The organism is Pseudoalteromonas sp. P1-16-1b, from assembly GCF_001401785.1.
In the GTDB taxonomy this organism is placed as follows: domain Bacteria; phylum Pseudomonadota; class Gammaproteobacteria; order Enterobacterales; family Alteromonadaceae; genus Pseudoalteromonas; species Pseudoalteromonas undina.
Map to the genome: position 1 here is coordinate 16,785 of NZ_LKGQ01000029.1, position 23,634 is coordinate 40,418.

Sequence of the window (23,634 nt, forward strand, 5' to 3'; positions counted from 1 at the left end):
AGATGAACGGACTGAAGCAAATAGCCTATTTTGGATTATCAACATTATTGCTCAAAGGGCTTGGCTTTGCTTTACTCCCTATCTCAACTCGTCTTTTAAGCCCGTCACAGTTTGGTGAACTTAATTTTTTAGTCTCTATTTCAGCCGTAATGTCTTTGTTGTTATGCCTAGGGTTACCTGAACTGCTTTTTAAACAGCAAATGAAAAGCGTTGTTTGTAAGCAGGCTTTATTTAGGGATGCGTTGATTTTATGTAGTATGTTAAGCACTGCATTTGTAATTACTGTTGTATTGTTTGCTGACCTATTGCTGAATTTATTACCTATCTCTGTTAACCAGATAGATCTGCAACTATTAGCCGTTAACTTGGCATTTTCGTCGGTATTGTCGATTGTATTTTGCTTTTTTCGATATTACGAAATGGCTAAGCAGTTTTGCTATTTAGCTGTTTTACAAGGGGTAGGGCAAACTCTACTCACCATCGTCTTGCTATATCTAGGCTTTGGTGTAACCGGCGTTATGCTATCTGGTGTGGTAGCGAGTTTTATTGTACTTATATTGTCACTGTGGCAAATAGTACGCACGATTAATATTAGTTTTAAATGTATCGCATGGAATATTACGCCTAAGAATACGCTGTTTTTGTTAAGCATTATTATCTCTTCGCTCTTTGTGTACGCTAATAATGGCGCAGAAAACTGGTATATTGCAGCCAGTGTGGGCAAAGAAAAGCTCGCTCAATATTATGTCGCTCTGCAATTTGCAGTCATGACCTCGTTCACATTTGAGCCAATCAGAATGTGGTGGTTTTCACGCCGTTTTGACGAGTTAACCTCAAGCCGCAGTCACTATGTGTTTTTATGTGAATTAAGCCTCGAAATTGCGATTGCCCTTTGCAGCATCATGCTACTTGTAGCCCCGCACTTATTCACTCTCGTTTTACCACAAGGTTATTTACTTAATACGTGGCTATTACCCAGTTTAATACTCATTGTTGTGCTGAGGCACCATAGCGATTTACTTAATATTGGTTGTTATATTCACTATAACGGTTTGTTTGTGACTATTATTAATGCAGTTAGTGCTACAAGCGTATTAATTGCATTAAGTTTTTTAGTGCCAAAATGGGGAATATTAGGTGCGGTTGTATCACTTGCGTTGGCGCAAATTTTAAAAACGCTACTGTTTGTAGCTATTAGTCAAAAGCTAGAGCATTTAGCATTTAAAGTACACAGTCTGCTCCCTAGCTGGCTGTGCTTTATTCTTGTGTTTTCGTTAAGTGTGACGCAAGTGTCTTACTACATTGTAGGACAGGTTGCTGTGTTGATATGTTTGTTTGCGGTGTTATTTAAAAAGTATAAACACCACATCACGGGAATATTGCAACGGCTTTTAGCAAGGAAGGCGCATGGTTAACTGGTATAAAGAGCATTACTTATTAATAAATGGCTTAGTGATAACGGCGCTTATTTTAAGCTTATATTCGTTATTTGGGCCCATAGCTGCTTTTGCTTTATTGTTACTGCCATTTGCTGGCGTATTAGCCGTGCGTATTAGTACTGTGTTTATTATCTTATTTATTTTATTTAGTTATTTTAGGATTCATGAGGCATTTGTATTTTTAATGCCGCTTAAAATCCCTAAACTATTAGCGCTAGCCTCTTTACTGGCCATTTTCTGGCATTTATTTATTTCCAAAACATTAAAACCGCATTGGAGCTCAGCTCATCTTATTTTTGTCATTTGGTTTGTGTGGCTTACCGTGTGTGTGTTTTCGGCTTCAAATCGTGGCGTTGCTATTGAGTATTGGTCTGGAGTGTTGGTTAAAGTTTTTATTATGGTGTTTGTGATCAGCTGGTGGTTAACGCGATTTTCTCACTTTAGTTACGTAAGACTAGGAATTATGATTTCTGGTGTGGCCATTGCGCTGGTGGCACTGAATAACAAAATTAATGGTGTGGGGCTAGTTGAGGGCACCCGAGTCACTATTTCTCGAGAGTATCGTTCACAACTGGGCGATCCTAATGATTTATCTTTAGTGCTGATGTTTCCTGTGTCTTTTTTAGCTGCTGAATTATTTAATACATACAACAATCCATATCGACGATTATTTGCAGGCGTTGGTTTAATTTTGGCTATTTCAGGAGTGATAGCTACGCAAAGCCGAGGCGGCCTATTAGGTATTGCTGCTATTTTGAGTTTCTTTTTATATCAAAAGGTAAAAAATCCAGTGGTTGTGGCTGCATGTGGGGCAGTTGCCATGCTTGCCATGATGGTCTTTGCGGGGATTTCAGATAGGCAAAGTGGTGGTGCTGCTGAAAGTGGAGTTGATGAGTCTGCTATGGGTCGAATATATGCTTGGCAAGCTGCAATAAACATGGCGCTTGCTAACCCGCTAACAGGAGTTGGGGTAAATAACTTCTTCGTAAACTATTACTTTTATAGCCCGCACTGGGATGGCAAGAATCATGCAGTGCATAGTACGTGGTTTCAGGTGCTTGGTGAAACAGGCTTTGTTGGTATATGTATTTTTTTACTGGTTATCGCCAGTATTTATCGCAGCTTGTCTCGAGTATTTTGCATTAATAAGCTTAACTTTAATCCTGAAGTGACAGTGAATGCTAATGCGCTAAAAGCCGGTTTAATTGGTTTTATGGTTGCTGGTACGTTTTTAACTCAAGCTTTTACGTGGCCTTTGTACATCATTTTGTCGCTGACCATTGCCCTAGAAAAGCTGACTATCGATAGTAATAAGGATTCGTCTTATGGTGACCCAACTAAAGTATTGGCTAAAAAATAGTAACAGCCCCTCGGTAAAACGTTTGTTTAAATTTGCAAAATCGTTGCGTAATCCACAGCTGCCAGTTATTCCTCTACTGCACAGTGGGCTTTATCATTTACACCACTTTATAAAGCAGTTTATTCATGAACTGCTGAGAATATTTTATTACACCCCATTATTTAAAAGCCAAATTCAAGGCAGTAAAAAATGCTTATATTTATATTCGGGTATGCCTCAGGTGCTTGGAAAATTAAGGATTGAATGTAAAAACGATGTCAGGATCTCGGGGATCAGCACTTTGTGTGGCCGTATAAGTAATGAGCGTGAGCCTCTATTAAGTATTGGTAATAATGTTGATATTGGCTGGCAAAATGCGTTTTCGGTAGGGCGAAAAATTATACTTGAAGATGATGTAAGACTTGCGGGACGTGTTTTTTTAGCGGGCTTTCCTGGTCACCCAGTTGATTGTGAACGTCGTGCGAACGGCCAAAGTGATGACGAGAGTCAAATTGGTGATATTATTATTAAGCGTGGAGCATGGATTGGGACCGGTGTTACGGTACTTGCTGGAGTAACCATAGGTAAAGGAGCCATTATAGGGGCGGGCAGTGTGGTAACTAAAGATATTCCCGATTTTACTATTGCGGCAGGTAATCCAGCTAGAGTAGTTAAAAATATAGTGGAGTGAACGAATGAAATTTATTGTTTTTGCAGAAGATTGGGGGAGCCACCCTAGTAGTACTCAGCATTTATTTTCAGAGCTTGCAAAAAGACAGCAAGTGAATTGGGTTAATTCTGTGGGAATGCGTAAACCAAGCGTAAAGCTGAACGATGTAAAACGTATTATTAATAAATTTAAGCAGCTATTTCAACGCTCTAATAATAGTAAAATAGCCACGCCTAAAAATATGACGGTATATAAACTGCCTATTTTGCCATGGCATGATAATCGCTTAGTGCGCAGTTATAACCGTTGGGTTTTCTCTCGTCATATTGGTGCTCATAAAACCAGTGAACCTATTGTATATTGGTTAAGTGTGCCAACGGCATGCTATCTGTTTGATAAAAGAGCCACCGACTCGCTAATTTATTATTGTGGTGATGATTTTAGTGCGCTGGCTGGGGTTGATCCTGTGCTGATTGCGCCTTTTGAGCAGCAGCTGATTAAAAATGCAGATCTTATTTATGTGATCAGCGAATTATTAAAAACCAAAATGCCTGCTGAAAAAACTAAATTATTAACACATGGCGTGAGCTTTGATTTATTTACGAGTAATGTCGACAAAGCCGCAGAAATCAGCGCCATTAAAACCCCCATTATTGGCTTTTATGGCAGCATTAATGCCTGGCTAGATATTCCTTTATTAATGGCGTTGGCCGCTGCTAGGCCGCAATATCAATTGGTATTAGTTGGCGATATTACCACTCCCATTTCAGGGTTGTTGCAGTTTAAAAATGTAACGCATATTAGTGCGGTTGAGCATAAACGGTTGGTATCGTTCTCGGCTCATTGGGATGTATCTATTTTACCATTTGTCGATAATGAGCAAATTAGGGCTTGCGACCCGCTTAAATTAAAAGAATATTTAGCGGTAGGCAAACCGATAGTCGCAACCGACTTTGCGGCAGTGAACTATTATCACTCGCAAATATTTATCGCTCAGTCACAGAATAACTTTATTGATAAAATTGATCAGGCGTTGTCACTCAGTCAAGCAAAATTAAGTTTATTGCATGCAGTCCAAAAAAACATAGCGAAAGAGCATAGCTGGCCGGTAAAAGCACTCACTGTGATCAACGATCTACAAATATTAAATCCCTCCGATTAAACCATAACTATAATATTGGCGCGCCCTGTGCAACTACTCCATTAAAGAAGGCTATTTACGCTGTAAATTTTTATTTTGCAAATAGCCGCAAAGTTTCGCATAGCAATATGCAAATCAATGGGTAGCGAATATGTTAGTTAGAGAGCAAATAAAAAGATTACTTTATTTAGCTTTGTACGCTGTTTACACCAGAGCAAAGTTATTTGTTTTGCCGTTGCTGATTGTACCCGTAGTAGTGATTGTATTAGCGGCAACGTCACAAAAACAATATACAAACCACGCCACTATTCTTATAGAAGAATCGGCGCTGCTTAATCCCTATTTAGATGATTTGTCGTTCTCGTTTGATTTATCAAATAGGATGGCAGCTTTGCGCACCTTAGTGATCAGCCGCAAAGTTCTGATTGCCGTGGCAAAAGAAACCAATTTAGTACCAAAGGATGCATCTCCCGCCAAGATAGAAAAAATACATCAAGAGCTTTCACAGGCGCTTTCCTTATCATTGGTAGGAGATGAGCTAGTTAGGGTTAACTTTATTTGGCATGACCAAACCCAAATGAAGGCGGTGCTAGAAAAAGTGGTAGAGAAATTTATAGAAAGTTTATTAGCCCCAACGAAAGCATCACTGGATACCTCGGAGCAATTTTTTTATCAGCAGCTGGTAAGTTTAAGAGAAGAGTTGGAGATTTCTGAGGCTTCATTGGCAAGCTTTAAAGCAAAAAACAGTAATACCTTACCCGCTGTTTTACATAGTAATAGGCAAACCTTCGATAAGTTATTAAGTGATCAACAACAAAAGTCCATTGTGCTCTCAGGCGCTAATGCCAAGCTTGAGGCACTTACTACAAAAATGGGTCAAGCAAACCCGATTCTCGGTCGTATAGAAGAGAAAATAATTACTGCAGAATCAGAGCTCAGTTTTTTAAAAACCCGCTATACCGATAAACACAGCAAAGTGGTTTCAAAAAAGCGCGAACTACTCAGCATTAGAGCGCGGCAACAAGCGTTAATTGAAAGTGGTAAAGGCCTTGATGCCACTAATATTGATCAGCTTTGGCAAATGGCTAATACCTTACCCAGTGGAAATGACAATGAAAGTAATGTGTTGGTGTCACAAATACTCGCTCTAGAAGAAGCTAAAAATAATGTTCTGCAGCATCAGCAAGAATACGACATGTTAGAAAAACAAGTCAATTCAGTAAGTGATCGCTTATTAGTAACCAGTGATATAGAAAAACAACTTAGAAAGCTCGAGCGTGACTACGATGTTAAACAGTCATTATACAAAGACATGTTAGGGCGTTACGAAATGGCAAAAGTGACAGGCAAGCTGGTTAAGTATGAAGGCCCTGACAAAGTTAAAACCATTGAGCGAGCTTATAGTCCCACTCAACCAATTAATACTTCACTCGTGGTGGCAATTATTATGGGTCTTGTTTTAGGCATATTTACCAGTGTCACCTGTGTGTTTGTTGCTACCTTATTCGACAGTCATTTAAAAGATATTCAAACCATTGAAAAACTATCGTCACTAGACGTGGTTACCATTTTACCCATTGTTGGTCACAGCACGTTACATGCTGGGATTAGTCCATCAATGCACTTCCTTAGTGAGGGAAATTAACATGAACGTTTTACATTTAGTTCAACACTTTAAAATAGGTGGGCTGGAAAAAATGGCCGTGACTTTAATGCAAAAAAGTCGATTTGCAGACACCAGTATTATTGTTTCTTTGGAAGGGACTGAACGGGATGCAGTAAATGAATGGCCAGCACTGTCAGCCTTTGAGCAAAAACTTATAAGCTTAAACAAAGCCCCTAAATTTGAACTAAGTGTAATTAAAAAGCTTAGTGAAATAATTAAAAAACATAATATTACAGTGATTCATAGCCATCACATTGGCCCAATGCTTTACGCTAGCCTCACCTGTTTAGTTAACCCGAGTGTTAAACACGTATCGACAATTCATGATGCGTGGTATTTAAAAAATTTTAAACAGCGAGTGATCACAAAGGTATTGAATAAGCTAACTAAAATCCATTGGGTGGCTGATGCAAACGTGGTCGCTAATGAGTTTTATAACGAAACTGCTATTAAAGCTGATAGTACTATTCTTAACGGCATTGATTTTCAGCAGTTTATAGATACAGATGACGCTACTGCACGGATTAAGCTTAACTTACCGCACGACAAAAAACTTATTGGCTGTTCTGCGCGTTTAGAGCCAGGTAAGGGTCATTTAGATTTAATTAAATTACTGCCCGCGCTACCCAAAGAGATTGAACTCGTATTTGCTGGTAATGGCAGTTTACGTTTTTCATTGATGAGTGCTGCAGTGTCACTAGGTGTGGTAGAGCGAGTACATTTTTTAGGAAATGTGCAGCATATGGAATTATTTTATTCTGCCATTAATGTGATGTGCTTGTACTCGCAACGAGAGGGCTTACCTCTATCTATTTTAGAGTCGATGGCATGTGGCAAAGTAATAGTGGCAACTGATGTCGGTGGCATTAGCGAAGTGGTCAGTAATGAGCAGGGTATTTTAGTAAAGCCTAATGATTCTTTTGGCTTAAAACTTGCCCTATTGAAAGCATTGGAAATGAAGCACGGGCAATGCATTCGAGAGTATATTCTCTCAATTGCGGATGCAAACACAATGAGTGAAGCCTATGACCATTTTTATAATGGTTTAGCTTCATAAGGGGATTACAATGACTTTTTTACTGATTACATTGGCGATTTTGATAGTGTTGGTATTGTACCATCATGTTGGTTACTTATTGTTATTAAAGCTTTTTAGTAACGATGAAGCAAACGTAGAATCAAGCGCTACCCCGCCAACCACGCGCTTTGGTATTTTAATGTGCGCCTACAACGAGCAAGAACATATTCGTGAAAAGCTCTATAACCTGGGCTCTATGTTATACAGCACAGAGCAGTATGCTATTCATATTTACCTTGATGGCTGTACAGACAAAACCTATGACGAGGCGATGATTGCTCAATCGCATCTTGCAAAGCAAAATGTAGTGTGCCATTTGCATTTTAATAAGGTCAATAAAGGCAAGTCGTTTGGTGTTAATGAGTTAATAAAACTAACCAAGCCTAATTACGATGTATTGCTGTTCACCGATGTTAGTGCGTTACTGAGCGTTGATGTACTAAATAAAATTGATACTGATTTTAAAGACCCTCAGGTCAATGTGATCACTGGGGTTTATATATTAGATGACTTAGCCACCAAAGAGCAGCAACAGTATTGGCAATATCAAAATAAAGTAAAAAGTATGGAGTCATCATTAGGCGCTGTTATTGGCGTACCTGGTGCCATGTTTGCTATACGCGCCGAATATGCTCAGTTATTAGATGCGAGCACTATAAACGATGATTTTATTTTGTCGATGAAAGCACTTAATAAAGGTGGTAAAGCGCTAGTAAATAGCGAGATCAACATTGTTGAACGTGAATGCGATAAACAAAGCCATGATTACGCAAGAAGAGTAAGGTTAGGTGCTGGCAATTGGCAACAAATTAAAATGCTGTCTGAGCTATTTAATCCAAAATTAGGCTGGGTAAGCTTTAATTATATTTCGCACAAGGTATTACGTGGCATTATGCCCATTATACTGGTACTGATTTATGGATTACTAATTTTTCTGGCGGTTTTTTCTAACGTGTTTTTAGCCAAAGTAGCCTGTATTACATTAGCCGTTGTACATGGACTGGGTGCATTAAAACAGCTTTTGAGCATAAAGACTAAATGGCCGGTGATCGACAGTATTAACTATATTGTAGCGGCATACTTGTGTGCTTTTTGGGGGATTATTAAATTTGAACGCGGTGAATATAGTGAGCATTGGCAGCGCGTTCACCAAACTAAGCAGTCTAATAATCTTGTGATTAGAGCAGTAAAGCGCGGCATTGATATTTTAGGCTCCACTATTGGCCTAATTATTCTGTCTCCTGTAATGCTCATGGTTGCATTGGTGATTAAGTTCAGCTCTAAAGGACCAGTGTTGTTTAAACAGTTACGAGTAGGGCAGAGTGATGATGACTTTGTGGCACTTTTTAACGTATTAAAATTTCGCTCTATGGTGGTTGATGCTGAGGTTAAAAGTGGAGCGGTGTGGGCAAGTAAAGATGATCCGCGTATTACCTCGGTAGGGCGGTTTATTCGCAAAGCAAGATTAGATGAATTACCACAATTATGGAATGTACTCATAGGCGATATGTCGCTGATAGGGCCACGTCCTGAACGACCTGTTTTTTATTCAAAACTTGAAAAAGATATTCCGTATTTTTGTCAGCGTACCTATGGCATAAAACCAGGCATATCTGGGTTAGCACAAGTGATGAATGGTTATGATGAAACTATTGATGATGCACGCAATAAAATTGGCTGGGATTACGCCTATATGTTGAGCACCTCATCAGCTCGTAGCTGGTGTTATATGGAATTGACTATTTTATTTAAAACATTGGTTGTTATTTTTACTGGTAAAGGCCAATAACCCGCTTCGCATAATGCAATTGCATACCCAAAAAGCAATTGCATTATGCACTTCTATTTCAAAAATCAATTAACAAACCATTAAAGTTAATATATTTCAGTGGTTTAAGTTTGGCATTCTTCTTGTAACTGTCTATTTGAGTTCATACTTTTAATAGGTAATTAAAATGAAAAATGTAGCCAACAAAACCGATCAAACAGTTATTACCATTCCTGATGACTTTTCAGGCTTTGCTGTCGATGAGCTAAAAGATCAGTTTGAGCTGCTCGTTGAGCAAGACTCGAATTTTGTTGTTTTAGACTTTTCTAAAACCGAATTTATCGACTCTTCAGGAATTGGTGCTATTGTTTTTCTATATAAAAGAATTGAAAAACATAGTAATAAGCTATCTTTACTTAATGTCACAGGACAACCGTTTAAGTTAATGAATTTATTAAGAGTGGATAAAACCATTCCATTTATTGACGCTGTGTAGAGGTTACCAGGGAGAGTTTTATGAAGGCGCGCATAGCAATTATCATTTTCATATTTTTAGGTGGGTGTGCTTCTTGGCCGGATGAAGGACAAGGAGGTATGGCCGAAAAATACCAAAACTATCCATTAGATGATCAGCAGCTTGATGAAACATTTAATCAACCTGAGGGTATTGTTCGCAGTGAGTTTGAGCACTTAGAACTTAAGCTTGAATTATTAAAGTCGCAAGATATTAATGCCTGTATGCCAGCGCAGTTATTAAAAGCTCAAATTTATGAAAATCGTATCCGACGTTTAATTGCAGCCCAAATGTGGGAAGACGCGGAGCACGACTTATTAATTCATTATCATGGCCTTAATCAATTAGCTAATCACTTTGATACCGTTAGAAAGTTGACTAATTGCGCTGCATCGACTGATGAACAACCCGCTTTAGTTAATGTAAAAGAGCAAATAGCGGAGTTGTTAAATAGTGATAACCAATTTGCATTCAATGCCTTTGAAATAACCCCTAAATATGCCGTACGGGTTGCTCAAGCAGCCGATTTAATTAAACAATTAGAAAGTATTAGTATTTTGCTTATCGGGCATACTGACTCTGTAGGCAGTAAAAATAGTAATTATGAGCTGGCTTTAAAGCGCGCTGAAACTGTTAAGCATTGGCTGGGTGTTTATGGCGTGCCTACCTATAACATTACCACTTTAACCCAAGGCAGTTTAAAACCATTTAGTGAGTCGGAGCAAAGTGAGCAAAAACGCCATTCAGACCGCCGAGTTGAGGCTATTATATTAGATGCTAACGCGCAAAGTGAAAATAGCAAACAAGTAAAGTCACTAATGAATTGGACTAAAATTATTGAAAAGAAAAAGGAGTAATGTATGAGATTTATTTTTACTGTCTTCGTTTTTTTCTTTTTAATAACGAACTCTACGTTTGCAGCGCAAGCCGATGAATCCATAGTACAAGCAGGTAATAAGCTGTTTTTATATGTGCCAGGGGAACTTGAATTTGAAACAACTTTTGAGGTCGACAAAAAAGGTCAAATTAATATACCTGAGGTGGGGCAGTTTCAGGTAGGTAATAAAACGGTTGCGCAAATAGAGGCAGAACTTAAACCTATTCTTGCAGAGTTGTTTGTTGCAATAGATGACTTTTATGTGGAGCTGAGAAGCAGAGATATATTTATTAATGTTTTAGGGTATGTGATCACACCCTCACAGGTGAGTATTCCCGATGATGGTAATATTCAAATGGTGATAGCTAAAGCAAATGGCCTAAGACCTGGCGCACAGCTCGATCGCTTACAAATAAGGCGCAAAGATGAAGTAATTGAATTTAATTACAAAGCATATTTAGACTCAGGCGACATAAATTTATTACCAAAGCTTAAAAGTGAAGATACTGTGTTTGTGCCTGTTTCTCCACTCCTTGGTAACGTACAAATTGATTTTGATGCACAAACGCTTAGTGCTACAGGGGATGCAAGCGACAACAGTGCCATTACTATGCTTGGCGAAGTGCATAACCCTGGTAGTTTTTCGTTTAAAGAAAATATGACGCTTCTAGATGCGCTGATGCGTGCGGAAGGGGTTACTCGCTATGCGGATGTAACTAAAATTAGAGTGATTGTTGATAAAGCTCCTGTTATTTTTGATTTAAAAGCATATTTAGATAAACCTACCGATAGTAACATGCCGCTACTAAAAGCGGGATCAACCATATATGTGCCGATTATGGTGGATGATGTAAATACCACATCACGCACGGTTTATATTATGGGTGAGGTACAAAAGCCCGGTGCCTATGAGGCTGCCGACAGTACTAACTTTTTAGACATTTTAGCAAATGCAGGGGGCCCAACGCGCTTTGCAGAAACACGGCAAATAAAAATATTAACCCCTGCCGGAGAGAGCATACTTTTTGATTTACAGGGTTATAGTGAGGGATTAACCACCGCTAAAGTGCCCGATTTAAACCCCGGTGATGTAATATTTGTTCCTGAAAAAACAGATGTTAACGAAAAAAGCTGGTTAAAAATTCCGACAAAACGAGCGATTAAAATTATAGGCGCTATTCAATCTCCTGGTCGTTATGAGTGGAGTGATGAAATGGACTTTACTGATTTGTTAGCGCATGCTGGTGGCCCTACTAAAGGGGCTAACGTGAACGATATTAAAATTTTGCGAAATGGCGATGTCACCCAGCGATTTGATCTTGAAAAGTACACCATTACTAACGGTGAAATTGCGCTGCCGAGTTTAATTGCTGGCGATACTATTATTGTTGAAGAGTTACCAGTAGACCCCGGAGACAATAAATCGCAATGGATACGTCAAGAATCGAGCAAGTCTATTTATATCATGGGGCAAGTAGGTTCCCCTGGGCGCTATGCGTTCAATGACAATATGCATTTTATTGATATTTTGGCAGCAGCAGATGGTCCTAATGGTAGTGCGGATATTCGTAATATTAGAGTTACGCACCGTAATGGTAATCGCGCTCGAGTGAGCAAACTTGATTTAGCGATGTATTTTGAAACTGGTGATGAAACGTTATTTCCTCATGTGTCACCCGGCGACACAATATTTATTCCAGAAAAAGACAAAGATTGGTTACGTACCCCTAAAGAGCGAGTTGTTCGTATTATGGGAGCAGTGCAAAAGCCAGGTCGATATAACTTTGATGATACGATGTCTATTTTAGATGTGCTTGCTGAAGCTGGAGGGCCGTCAAGTTCAGCTCTCATTGACAAAATAGTGGTTGTGAACCATTCATGCTGTAAAGAACAATCTCGCGTGTTTAATCTTGAGGAATTTATAAAGTCTCCAAACTCGGCCAATATTCCGGTACTTAGAGCCGGGGATACGTTATATGTGCCCGATAAAGGTCAAGACCTAATTAGTCAATTTAAAGATAACTTCCTCGACTTTATAACCATAATTGCCTTGGTGATAAGCTTATGAACTTGATACCTGGGCAGTACCATGAACTAGAAACCATCTGTAACACCTTGATTGATGATGAAGCACGGTGCGTGACGTTTATTTCTTTGTACGGTGGCGAAGGTTCATCCACAGCCTGTATTAGTGTTGCTCAACGTTTAAAAAGTCAAAATAAGTCAGTACTCGTTATCGACCTTAACCCTATTAGTTCGTTTCGTTTAGACAAACAGCTGCCTACATTGACTAAGTTGTGGCGTTTTGATGATATTTCCTGTCAGCTCAGTGTTATGCCTTATCAAGGTATTGAAGTACTTACAATTCACAATTTAGAGTCAATTGATTCAGCAAAAAACAAACATGTTTTAAATGAAGCGGTACTGCGTTTAAAGCAAGAATATGATTATGTGTTGCTGGATATGTCGCCAGCATTAAAGTTAAATCGTAATAATGTACCACTGCATTCTTTAAGCTTATGTAGCGAGCTGACCTTGGTTACTATTGCGCTAGGTATTAATAATGAAGAGTCGTTATGTCAAGGCGTTGCAGAACTTAAGCAAGCGGGTCATAGCAATATAAAGTTACTGGTAAGTCAACATAGCTTTGCTCCTTTAGGGGAGCGCATGCTACTGCTCTTCCAACGACATTCTTCAAAATGGCCAAGGTTGTGCGCTTTTTTAACCAGCAAAATAAACAAGCAAAAGTGGTTGTTTAAACATTACTGAGACTTTTATGGATATATTATTTGAGCGGCGTTTTGAATTATTATGGCCGACCTTAACTGAAATACGCCAAGTACTTAAGCATGTACTGGGCGCTTTATCGGTGACCAGAGATGAAGCGGATGCAGCAGGCTTAGTTGCAACCGAATACCTAACTAACTTAATTCGCCATAATGAGGGCGATGAGCAGCTTATAATGTTGCGTATTAACCAAATAAATCATGATACTTACCAATTAACTTTTATAGATGAACTTAAGCCTTATAATTTATTTAAACAAAACAACTCATCATGGACATTAGCATCGGATGAGTTGGTAGAAGGTGGGATGGGGGTCGAGCTTATTCGCCATTACTTTGCTGATGCTACCTATGACACGCGAGCAGGTAAAAACTATTTTTCTTTTCCTTTAACTAACATTGATAAGCGACCGAGTATTATTTATGTCGACGATGACATCACTCAGTTGGCATTAATGAGCGCCTACCTAAAAGATAAATTTAATGTCATCACCTGCGAAAACATAGAGGCTGGTTGGCAAGCTATTTTAACCTCTGATGCTAGTATATTGTTACTTGATCATAAACTTAAACAAGGAACGTGTGAGCCATTACTGGAAAAGCTTAATAAATCGAATTTAAAATCTCAGTTATCGGTGGTGATGTTAACTGGGGATGATAGCGAAGAAGTGATCAGTAAAATTAATCGATTAGGGGTTGATGATTACTTAATAAAACCAGTTAAAAAAAATAAGTTATTACAAAGCATAGAGCGAGTAACTCATCGATTTGCATACTTGTCCTATCAAAGTACATTCGGATTAACACCTTCTAAAGTGCTTTTAGGGCATGGTAAAACAGCGCATATTTTTGGCTCTATTAGTGTGGGTAATGGCGGTGACTTTTTTATGCCAATTAATGATGAAGGTACTGCTTTTATACTCGGTGATATGATGGGCCATGGCTTACAAGCGCTCAAAGAAAGCTTTGCTATAAAAGGTTTTATAAGTGGCTTTTTAGCGACCGGGTTAGCGTATCAAGAAATGCTCGTTGCGCTGAATAATGCGCTTTATAAACAGCAATTATGTAAATCAAGCTTAGTCACTTTAATGATTTGTTTTTTAGAAAATAATAAGTTGTATTGGCTCAATGCAGGCCATCCCGCACCGGTTATTATCAGTAAAAATGGTGAGCTATCTCAGCTAAATGGTACCGGACCATTGCTTGGGCTGTCTAATGATCATCAATATACTTTATATGAAGCCAAGCTCGATAATGTTGAACACATTATACTTTACACTGATGGTTGGACGGATAACCGCTTTACCGATAAAGACGAAATGACTGAATTAAAAAAAATCATCCCTATGCAAAGCTCCTCAGCAGAGGATTTTGCACACTCGTTATGGAAAAATTCACAGGTTGCGCTTTCTAAAGAAGTGGATGATGCCTCATTAATAATCATCAATTGAATTTGATTTAATTAACTATGTATAGTTAACTTAATATCCATAAGTTAATATTTTTTCTCTAAATAATTCTTAGCGAGTCGCTAAAAGGAATGGGATTATGCCACCAACAATACTGATTGTAGAAGACACCCAGTCTCTTGCTATGATGTATCAGTCTTATCTTTTACCGACAGGTGTAAACACACTGGTGGCAAATGATGGGGCAACCGCTCTTGATATTATTAATAAAATAAAACCCGACCTGATAGTGCTTGATGTCATGTTACCCGACATGAACGGGCTAGATATTCTAGCTCAGCTAGAACCTGATAACTTTCCGCAAGTTGTTGTATTAACTGGGCATGCTACCAAAGAAATGGCGATTCAAGCGATTAAGTTAGGCGCTAGTGATTTTTTAGAAAAGCCTGTAGAGGCAGAACGTTTTCGTATAACTATTAACAACACTCTCAAAATAAAAGATTTAAAACAAACGGTTACCAAGTATAAAAATATTTATGAAAATGGCCGTTACTTTGACTTGATTGGTAGCTCCAAGCAAATGCAATCGGTGTATCAAGTTATTAGCTCTGCTGCAGCGAGTAAAGCTACAGTCTTTATTACCGGTGAAAGTGGTACTGGCAAAGAGCTATGTGCACGGGCAGTTCATCAAGCCTCTAATCGTGCCGACAAGCCCTTTGTTGCACTTAATTGTGCTGCTATCCCCAAAGATTTGATTGAAAGTGAAATATTTGGCCATTTAAAAGGTGCCTTTACTGGAGCAATTGCAAACCGATTGGGTGCTGCAGGGCAGGCGGATGGGGGGACATTGTTTTTAGATGAGTTATGTGAAATGGATATTAATTTACAAAGTAAATTACTTCGTTTTATTCAAACAGGTACTTATCAACAAGTCGGTAGCGAAAAACAAGTTAAGGTTGATGTGAGATTTGTTTGTGCAACCAATAGAAACCCGCTTGCTGAGGTTGAGGCAGGTCGATTTAGAGAAGATTTATATTACAGGCTGCATGTTATTCCTATTGAGCTGCCACCACTTAGAGAGCGCGGCAGAGATATTATCGAAATAGCGCAAGCGCTATTTATTAAAATAGCCAAGGAAGAGCAACATCCTTATAAAGGGGTAACCGATGATGTGAAGCACTTTTTAGCACAATACGATTGGCCTGGTAATGTTAGGCAGCTGGAAAATGTGATCCGTAATATTTTAGTGCTTAACCCACAAGAGTGGATTGATGTATCTATGCTACCTGCATTGCCACAAAGCCCGCAAAAAGAGTCAGGTAACGAGGGGCTGGTTAAAGAGCAACATACATCGTTACCAGTTCAAGAGTTTGAAGAGTTACCGCAGGTTGAAAGTGAGGTTAAGGCTTTATGGATCGCCGAAAAAGAATATATAGAGCGGGTCATAAAAATATGCGCAACTAATATTCCCAAAGCTGCCGCTCTTTTAGATGTAAGCCCTTCAACCCTGTACCGAAAAATTAAAGGGTGGGAAGAAAATTTATAATATTGTTTTTGCTGCATAAGCACTTTGCAGCAAGTTAAATTGTTTTTTACCTGAAAAACGCTCCTTAAGCATAGTGTATGCTGAGTGTGCCATTTCACTTTTTTGCATTGTAGATAAGGCAAGTAATGCTTCTATCGATTGTTGGCACTCTAGTGTATTTGCTGATTTCATTAAAAAGCCATTAACCCCATTGTTTATAATGCTAGGAATAGCACCCACAGGGCTGCTAATAACTATTTTATAATGCGCCATACTTTCTAAAAGCGTCATAGGAAGCCCTTCTTCTCTTGAGCAAATAAGTAGGGCATCTAAATGTTGCCAAATATCATCTCGGGGTGTTAAACCATGGTAATTAAGGTTGTTTAGCTGTGGAATACGATCACGCATTGGGCCATCACCAAAAAGGTGAAACTGCACCTGCTTATTAGTCTGCATACTTTCAGCTAACTCATAAAATATATCAGGGCCTTTTTCATAAGATAAGCGCCCAACAAACCCGATTCTAAGTAACGGTTGTGCAAAATCAGTGCTGGGAGGTTCGGTTATTGCGATGAAGTTTTCCAGTATTTGGGCGTTTTTTATTGTTTTACTAATTTTTTCAGATACCGCAAAGTTGGTTGATAATCGACTAAGCCATAAATCGAATTTATTATACAGCCACATTTTTCCTGTACCAGCCTCTCCTGCATGGTAAGTGCTAACACAATGCTTATTTGTGATTTTACAAACTAAACGCCCTAAAATACCGGCTTTGTATCCATGGGTGTGAATAACTGTATTGCGATCGTAACTGTGAAACCGCTTGATTAAACCAATGAGTGTACCTTGCAGAAAATTATACGGTATGCTTTGCTTATCAAGTAACTCGTAAAACTCATTATTCCCATGATTTTTATAAAATAAAATTGAACAACTAACCTGATTTTTGTGAAGCAGCTTGTATAACTCTATAATATGAGTTTCAATACCACCAATCATTGAAGAGTCTACAAACAATATAATCTGATTATTCACAATGAGCTCCAAAAGAAAATTATGATAGATACATCTGTAATAGAACAACTAAAGTATGATGTTGGTGATAGTATGGCCATTGAACTGATAAACGTTTTTGTTGATGAGTCTAAAAAGTTAGTGGCGCAAATGCTTTCCTCAACCGATGCCGCAGAAATTGAACTGTGCGCTCATAGCTTAAAAAGTAGCGGTTATAGTTTTGGTGCAACAAGATTAGCGCAAACGTGCCAGCTTATTGAGCAGCAAGTTAAGGTCAATGGCTTAGACACCGAGGTTGTAACCCTCTTAAAGTTAGCTGATGCACAAAGTAAAAAAACCTTCGAACATATGAGAGAACTTACCCAAAATCATTAAGCGTGTTTTTCAGTATTAAAAGAGCTTTTTAATAACTCTGAAAATACATTTTTTAGTTCATTAATATTATGTAAATGCTTGCCTGTTTCCTCACACTTCTCTCCCTGTTGTAAAATTTCAATAATGGCAGAAGGAGAAATACTTAAATCGTATACTTTAGTGCCGAGCTTCTTTTGTAACCAGTCAATGCCGGCAATTTTTGTATGTTGCATCACGCTGCTTTCTTTCGCTGTGTTTTCAATAAATACTCTACACGCAGAGGTTTTATTTATTGCTTCAGTGATTTCTGTAATTAAAAAAGCAGGCATTACGCTAGTAATAATACTACCTGGGCCAATGATTATTAAATCGGCATCTAAAATAGCCTCAATAGTACCTGTTGCTGGCGGTACTGCTTTTGATAAGTAAACGGTGCTTGGTAGCTCGTTTAAGGCATCAATCGCGCATTCACCAAATATTTTCTCACCATTGTTTAGCTCAGCTACTAAATCTGTGGGTAAATCAGACATAGGCAACACAGTCTCTTTGTTACCAAGCAAATGGTTAAAAGCAGCAATAGCTTCAGTGGGAGACTGTGTTTGCTGGATTAAACCCAACAGTGTTAAATTTCCTAAGCAATGACCCGCCATATCACCATGAGTAAACCTATGTTCATACATAGCCTGGGCTTGGGTACCTTCACCGGCAAGTTGAACACAGCAGCGCCTTATATCACCTAAAGCGATACAATTTTGCTCCTCTCTAATGCGTCCAGTGCTACCACCATTATCAGTAGTCGCTACAATCGCTGTTAGGTGGCTACATAAGGGTTTTATCGCACTTAATACTTGCGCTAATCCGTGACCCCCACCAATACACACTATCTTCATAGCTATGCCTTAATGTATTTATTTATATTAATAAAGCAGAAATCATTCCATCGTGCCAAAAAAATAACTCAATGATTTATATTAAATTTTGTTCTATATTTATTAGTCATAACATCGATTTTGGTTTTTTTTGCAAAACGCGATGCATTTTAGCTGAGGGAATGGGTATGCAACGTAATGAATTAATGACTCTTACGGAACTACAGAAGCAGTTAGCGTTATTGCACCAGTGTGATGATGAAATTGATATTTTAGCCACTATGTCAGCTTTACTACAGCCATTGCTTCAATACCAAGACTGCATAGTTTTAAAGAAAACACATCATCATTTTTTAACTATCGGCACAACTAATATCGATTTTTATGAGAAAACATGGCCACCATGTGCTGCATTTATTCAGGCTCTAAAAAAAGGTTACTCATATAGTTGCAATCCCTTGCCAGAACAATTATTTGCTTTATCAGAAGAGGTGAATAACCAGAATAAAAAGACAGCGTTGTTAATCGGGATTGATACGGGTAAAGAGCAGTGCTTATTTATTTTCACCCATGTGATCAATAATATTAACCATAATATTTTGGCTTCACACTCAATAATTTTGTTTCTTCAGCAAGTATTTCACGCTTTTCTTCAATTAAATAAGTTACATGCGCAAACCCATCAATCTGTTTTACTACTTGATAAATTTTCTCAGCTTTCTACTTTATTTAAAGAGTTAGCCAGTGAGTGGTTTTGGCGAACCGAGCCAGATATGACCTTTACCAGCGTTAACAATTTAGAAAGAGAAGATAATACCTATGCGCAAATATTTATTAATAAAACCATTGAGTATTTGCGTACTAAAAATGAGCAAAAAAACACGCTGAAATGGCAAGCTTTTGCTGCGCTAGTCGCTGAGCATGAGGATTTTAATGGTTTTGAATTTGAGGTTAAGGCCCCGATACCTTTGTGGGTATCGCTCAATGGTAAGTCGCAATTTGACGAAAACGGAAATTTCATTGGCTATTTAGGTATTGCCAAAGATATCACAGTCTCAAAAGAGCGAGAGACTGCACTTGAAAATGAAAAGCTTAAAGCTGAGGAAGCCAGTAAAACAAAAACAAAATTTTTAACCATCATGTCGCATGAAATAAGGACTCCCATGAATGCGATTATGGGGATGATAGAGTTATTAATAGATACCGATTTAACTCAAGAGCAACGTCAATGGTTGAATTATGCAAACTCTAGTGCTGATATTCTTTATGGATTAATTACCGACGTATTAGATTTTTCAAAAATTGAATCAGGGACTGTATTAATCGCCAATAAACCGCTAAATGTAAAACTGCTTATTGAGAATATCGTTGGGCAATTGCATATTATTGAAGACAGTGAAGATATTATTTTTTCAGTTTCGATTAATGACGATATCCCTACCTATATTATGGGTGATGAATTTAGGCTGGGGCAGATACTATTTAATCTCATTGGCAACGCATTCAAGTTTACTCACTCAGGACATATTGCATTATGTGTAAATATTGTAGATGACAAACTAAAATTTACTATCGAAGATTCAGGGGTAGGCATTGCAAAGAAAGATCTAAGCTTTATATTTCAGCCGTTTCGACAAGTTAACGAAGGTATAAACAGAAAAAATGAAGGAGTAGGGTTAGGCCTCAGTATTTCAAAAAATCTAATTGAACTTATGGGCGGCTCTATTAATGTTGAAACGCAGTTAGGGCTAGGTAGTACGTTTACTATTTTACTGCCATTTAAAGAAGCGATTATTGATGAAATTAAACCCGATCTTTCATCAAAACAGCCTGTATTATCAGTTCTGGTTGCTGAAGATAATAAAACCAATCAAGTGCTTATTAAGGCGTTTTTACAAAAGCTAAATCACAAAGTCACGATTGCAAATGATGGAGTGGAAGCAATTGAGTTTATGAAACTCAAACATTTTGATTTAATTTTAATGGACATCATGATGCCGACTATGGATGGACTAAGCGCCACGCAGCATATTCGTCATGAGCTGTTAAGTGATATTCCTATTTTTGCACTAACCGCAAATGCTTCAACCGATGACAAGGCATCATGTTTTAAAGTAGGTGTTAATAAAGTGCTTACCAAGCCTATTAAGTTTGAAACCTTAAAAGCGTCTTTAAGTACGCTTTTATAGCCGGTAATAAAAAAGGCCATAATTAGGAATAATCATGGCCTTTTCTAACGTTATAGTTTGTTATTCAATATTCTGAATCTGCTCACGCATTTGCTCTATCAATACTTTTAGCTCAACTGCAGCATTGGTGATGTCGCTGTTGATTGATTTAGAAGCTAGGGTATTTGCTTCACGGTTAAACTCTTGCATCATAAAATCTAAACGACGACCACAAGCACCACCTTTACTCAAAATTTTACGTGTTTCTTTAACGTGCGATTTTAAACGATCAAGTTCTTCTGCTACATCTTGCTTTTGTGCAAGATAAATCAGTTCTTGTTCAAGACGTGACTCATCAATATTTGTTGTTAAATCTTCAAGTTTTTGTACTAACTTTTCACGTTGCCATTTAGTAATTTCTGGCATGTGGGCTTCAACAATATCAACTTGCTCTAAAATGGCGGTTAATCGTGTAGTTATCATTTCTTCAAGGTTTGCACCTTCATCACCACGTGCCGATTTAAAGTCTTCAATTACTTGGTCAAGCCCAGTAATGAGCGCTGTATTTACACTATCCATATCAATTTCTTGCGCTTCCATCACGCCAGGCCAACGCAAAATGTCAACAGGATTAATATCACCATTGCTTTGTTGTTGTACCCACTTAGCACTATTAATTAGCTGCTCAGCAAGAGATTGATTAATTGATAATTCACCAACATGTGCAGGGTTTGCTACAAATTTTAAGAAAACTTCGACCTTACCACGCTGTAAGTGCTTACGCAGACGCTCGCGTATAACGGGCTCCATGCCACGAAATTGCTCTGGTGCACGAATAAAGGTTTCAAGATAACGTTGGTTCACTGAGCGAACTTCCCACGTGCCAGTGCCCCATTCGCCTTTTATTTCGCGACGCGCATAAGCTGTCATACTGTGGATCATGGATGTTTTCCTACATTTTTAAATACAATATTACGATTATTATACCGTAACACTGGCCAAGCTCTAAAGAAAATTTAACACTGCTGAGTGTTTTTTAAACACACTTTAATATAAATCAACATGGCATCTGTATTCACATCAACATATAATGTGGCAAATTCAGAATTAAGGGGATCGTCAATGCGTCCAAGCGAAAGAACACCTAATCAAATTAGACCGGTTACGTTTACACGTAACTACACTCTGCATGCTGAAGGTTCAGTATTGGTAGAGTTTGGTAACACTAAGGTACTTTGTACTGCGACAGTTGAGGCTGGCGTACCACGCTTTATGAAAGGCCAAGGTAAAGGTTGGGTAAACGCAGAATATGGCATGTTACCGCGCGCAACACACACACGTAATAGTCGTGAAGCAACGCGAGGTAAACAAGGCGGTCGTACAATGGAAATACAGCGTCTGATTGCTCGCTCTTTACGTGCAGCAATAGACCTAAAAGCACTCGGTGAAAACACAATTACTATTGATTGTGATGTAATTCAAGCTGATGGTGGTACACGTACAGCGTCTATCAGCGGTGCATGCGTTGCGCTAGTTGATGCACTAACGTATATGCGTGCAAAAGGGATGATTAACTCAAACCCACTTAAACATATGATCGCTGCTATTTCTGTTGGTATATATAAAGGCCAAGCGATTAGCGATTTAGAATACCTAGAAGATTCTGACGCTGAAACTGACATGAATGTAATTTTAACTGAAACCGGTAAAATTATTGAGGTACAAGGAACCGCTGAGGGTGAACCTTTCTCGTTTGACGAACTTGATGAGCTACTTACACTCGCTAAGCATTCAATTCGTGAAATTATTGATGTACAAAAGCAAGCACTAGCATAAATAGGTAACTGGCAATGAAAGAATATCAAAAAAAGTTTATTGAGTTTGCTTTAGAAAAGCAGGTATTAAAGTTTGGCGAGTTTACTTTAAAGTCTGGCCGTACTAGCCCTTACTTCTTTAATGCGGGCTTGTTTAATACAGGTCGTGACTTAGCGCGCTTAGGTCGCTTTTATGCAGCGGCACTTGAAGATGCAGCAATTGAATATGATGTACTATTTGGTCCTGCATATAAAGGTATTCCAATTGCAACAACAACCGCAGTTGCGTTAGCTGATCATTATAATAAAGATGTACCTTATTGTTTTAACCGTAAAGAGAAAAAAGCACACGGTGAAGGTGGTAGCTTAGTTGGATCTGAGCTTAAAGGTAAGATCATGTTAGTTGATGATGTGATCACCGCCGGTACAGCTATTCGCGAGTCAATGGAAATTATTGCGGATAATGGCGCAGATTTAAGTGGTGTTTTAATTGCACTTGATCGTCAAGAAAAAGGTAAAGCAGAGCTTTCTGCTATACAAGAAGTAGAACGTGACTTTAATACTCAAGTTACTTCAATCGTTAAATTGGCTGATTTAATTAGTTACCTAGAGCTCCAAGGAACTATGGATGAGCATTTAGCCGCGGTAAAAGCTTACCGGGACCAATACGGTGTAGCATAAATAGTAGCCTCGCAAATGCGGGGCTTTATTTTGCCTAAAATAGAGCAACAGTAACTCCTACTTATATTAAGGCTTTGCTAATACATTTAAATAAAAGGCACCTTCAGGTTGGCACTATTAATAGCCGTGATTTTATTAATACTGTGGTATCACTCTTATCTACTTCAATTCTCTGTAGTAACATTAACAGTATGCTAGCTGCAGCGTATTATTTTGCGAGCTTTGTCATATATAGGATCGATTCGGGTAGATTATTGCTAGTGATCATTATGATCATCTTAGTTGCGAGTGTTTTAATAGAGCTTATTCAAGTAGATATAACAGTTAAAAGCTTAAGTTACGTGTTTATTGTTAATAAATTGATAGTTATGTTGTGTTTTTAGCACCTATCGTTCAAATATTCAACGAACAGTCATTTATTTCAAGTTTTCTGCAAAAAAGGGTTGATCTGTTTTCGGATCTCCCTATAATGCGACCCCACTGAGACGGCAGAGCGCAACGCATAGCGAGGCACGAGCTACT

General features: G+C 38.4%; 20 protein-coding genes. 17 read left to right on the plus strand and 3 right to left on the minus strand.

Annotated features, from left to right (window positions below; all coding sequences use genetic code 11):
* Nucleotides 1–2 precede the first annotated feature (2 nt).
* From AN392_RS16295 to AN392_RS16355, 13 genes are all read left to right on the plus strand, one after another.
* Nucleotides 3–1,415 carry a lipopolysaccharide biosynthesis protein gene (locus AN392_RS16295; protein ID WP_055013277.1) on the plus strand — a complete coding sequence of 471 codons (1,413 nt, stop codon included), beginning with the start codon at nt 3–5 and terminating at the stop codon, nt 1,413–1,415.
* The gene (locus AN392_RS16300) at nt 1,408–2,799 is read left to right on the plus strand and encodes an O-antigen ligase (RefSeq protein ID WP_055013278.1); all 1,392 of its coding nucleotides are present in this window, start codon (nt 1,408–1,410) and stop codon (nt 2,797–2,799) included. Before AN392_RS16295 ends, AN392_RS16300 begins: the two co-directional genes overlap by 8 nt.
* A complete protein-coding gene (locus AN392_RS16305) occupies nt 2,765–3,469 on the plus strand; it encodes an acyltransferase (RefSeq protein WP_055013279.1) in 705 nt (234 codons plus the stop codon). The genes AN392_RS16300 and AN392_RS16305 overlap by 35 nt, the downstream gene beginning before the upstream one ends.
* A gap of 4 nt (nt 3,470–3,473) precedes the next feature.
* The gene (locus AN392_RS16310; protein WP_055013280.1) at nt 3,474–4,610 is read left to right on the plus strand and encodes a glycosyltransferase; all 1,137 of its coding nucleotides are present in this window, start codon (nt 3,474–3,476) and stop codon (nt 4,608–4,610) included.
* 130 nt (nt 4,611–4,740) lie between these two features.
* Nucleotides 4,741–6,234 (plus strand): GNVR domain-containing protein, encoded by a 1,494-nt coding sequence (locus AN392_RS16315; protein ID WP_055013281.1) that lies wholly within the window; start codon nt 4,741–4,743, stop codon nt 6,232–6,234.
* A 1-nt stretch (nt 6,235) separates the two neighbouring features.
* Nucleotides 6,236–7,312 (plus strand): glycosyltransferase, encoded by a 1,077-nt coding sequence (locus AN392_RS16320; protein WP_055013282.1) that lies wholly within the window; start codon nt 6,236–6,238, stop codon nt 7,310–7,312.
* 10 nt (nt 7,313–7,322) lie between these two features.
* On the plus strand, nt 7,323–9,122 hold the full coding sequence (locus AN392_RS16325) for a sugar transferase (protein ID WP_055013283.1): 1,800 nt from the start codon (nt 7,323–7,325) through the stop codon (nt 9,120–9,122).
* Nucleotides 9,123–9,288: 166 nt separating this feature from the next.
* Nucleotides 9,289–9,597, plus strand: a complete 309-nt coding sequence (locus AN392_RS16330; protein WP_010392928.1) for an STAS domain-containing protein — start codon at nt 9,289–9,291, stop codon at nt 9,595–9,597.
* A 20-nt stretch (nt 9,598–9,617) separates the two neighbouring features.
* The gene (locus AN392_RS16335; protein ID WP_055013284.1) at nt 9,618–10,472 is read left to right on the plus strand and encodes an OmpA family protein; all 855 of its coding nucleotides are present in this window, start codon (nt 9,618–9,620) and stop codon (nt 10,470–10,472) included.
* 3 nt (nt 10,473–10,475) lie between these two features.
* Nucleotides 10,476–12,560, plus strand: a complete 2,085-nt coding sequence (locus AN392_RS16340) for an SLBB domain-containing protein (protein ID WP_055013285.1) — start codon at nt 10,476–10,478, stop codon at nt 12,558–12,560.
* Nucleotides 12,557–13,261 (plus strand): AAA family ATPase, encoded by a 705-nt coding sequence (locus AN392_RS16345; RefSeq protein WP_055013286.1) that lies wholly within the window; start codon nt 12,557–12,559, stop codon nt 13,259–13,261. The genes AN392_RS16340 and AN392_RS16345 overlap by 4 nt, the downstream gene beginning before the upstream one ends.
* A 7-nt stretch (nt 13,262–13,268) precedes the next feature.
* Entirely contained in the window at nt 13,269–14,729 is a 1,461-nt protein-coding gene (locus tag AN392_RS16350) for a SpoIIE family protein phosphatase (protein ID WP_010392921.1), read from the plus strand.
* 97 nt (nt 14,730–14,826) lie between these two features.
* Nucleotides 14,827–16,233: a sigma-54 dependent transcriptional regulator gene (locus AN392_RS16355; protein WP_055013287.1), complete on the plus strand. Its 1,407-nt coding sequence runs from the start codon at nt 14,827–14,829 to the stop codon at nt 16,231–16,233.
* Here the strand turns inward: AN392_RS16355 and AN392_RS16360 are convergent.
* Nucleotides 16,228–17,247 (minus strand): glycosyltransferase family 4 protein, encoded by a 1,020-nt coding sequence (locus AN392_RS16360; protein WP_055013288.1) that lies wholly within the window; start codon nt 17,245–17,247, stop codon nt 16,228–16,230. The genes AN392_RS16355 and AN392_RS16360 overlap by 6 nt on opposite strands.
* A gap of 21 nt (nt 17,248–17,268) precedes the next feature.
* On the opposite strand from AN392_RS16360, the gene AN392_RS16365 reads away from it, so the two are divergent.
* Complete coding sequence (locus AN392_RS16365; protein WP_010392915.1) at nt 17,269–17,601, plus strand: Hpt domain-containing protein; 333 nt, start codon at nt 17,269–17,271, stop codon at nt 17,599–17,601.
* On the opposite strand, the gene yvcK is transcribed toward AN392_RS16365, so the two are convergent.
* Complete coding sequence (gene yvcK, locus AN392_RS16370; protein ID WP_055013289.1) at nt 17,598–18,470, minus strand: uridine diphosphate-N-acetylglucosamine-binding protein YvcK; 873 nt, start codon at nt 18,468–18,470, stop codon at nt 17,598–17,600. The genes AN392_RS16365 and yvcK overlap by 4 nt on opposite strands.
* Nucleotides 18,471–18,637: 167 nt before the next feature.
* On the opposite strand from yvcK, the gene AN392_RS16375 reads away from it, so the two are divergent.
* Complete coding sequence (locus tag AN392_RS16375; protein WP_055013292.1) at nt 18,638–20,638, plus strand: ATP-binding protein; 2,001 nt, start codon at nt 18,638–18,640, stop codon at nt 20,636–20,638.
* 60 nt (nt 20,639–20,698) lie between these two features.
* Here AN392_RS16375 and AN392_RS16380 read toward each other — a convergent pair whose 3' ends face one another.
* Nucleotides 20,699–21,559: a YicC/YloC family endoribonuclease gene (locus tag AN392_RS16380; protein ID WP_054202964.1), complete on the minus strand. Its 861-nt coding sequence runs from the start codon at nt 21,557–21,559 to the stop codon at nt 20,699–20,701.
* A 180-nt stretch (nt 21,560–21,739) separates the two neighbouring features.
* On the opposite strand from AN392_RS16380, the gene rph reads away from it, so the two are divergent.
* Complete coding sequence (gene rph / locus AN392_RS16385; RefSeq protein WP_008111261.1) at nt 21,740–22,453, plus strand: ribonuclease PH; 714 nt, start codon at nt 21,740–21,742, stop codon at nt 22,451–22,453.
* A 14-nt stretch (nt 22,454–22,467) separates the two neighbouring features.
* Nucleotides 22,468–23,112: an orotate phosphoribosyltransferase gene (gene pyrE / locus AN392_RS16390; protein ID WP_055013290.1), complete on the plus strand. Its 645-nt coding sequence runs from the start codon at nt 22,468–22,470 to the stop codon at nt 23,110–23,112.
* Nucleotides 23,113–23,634 lie beyond the last annotated feature (522 nt).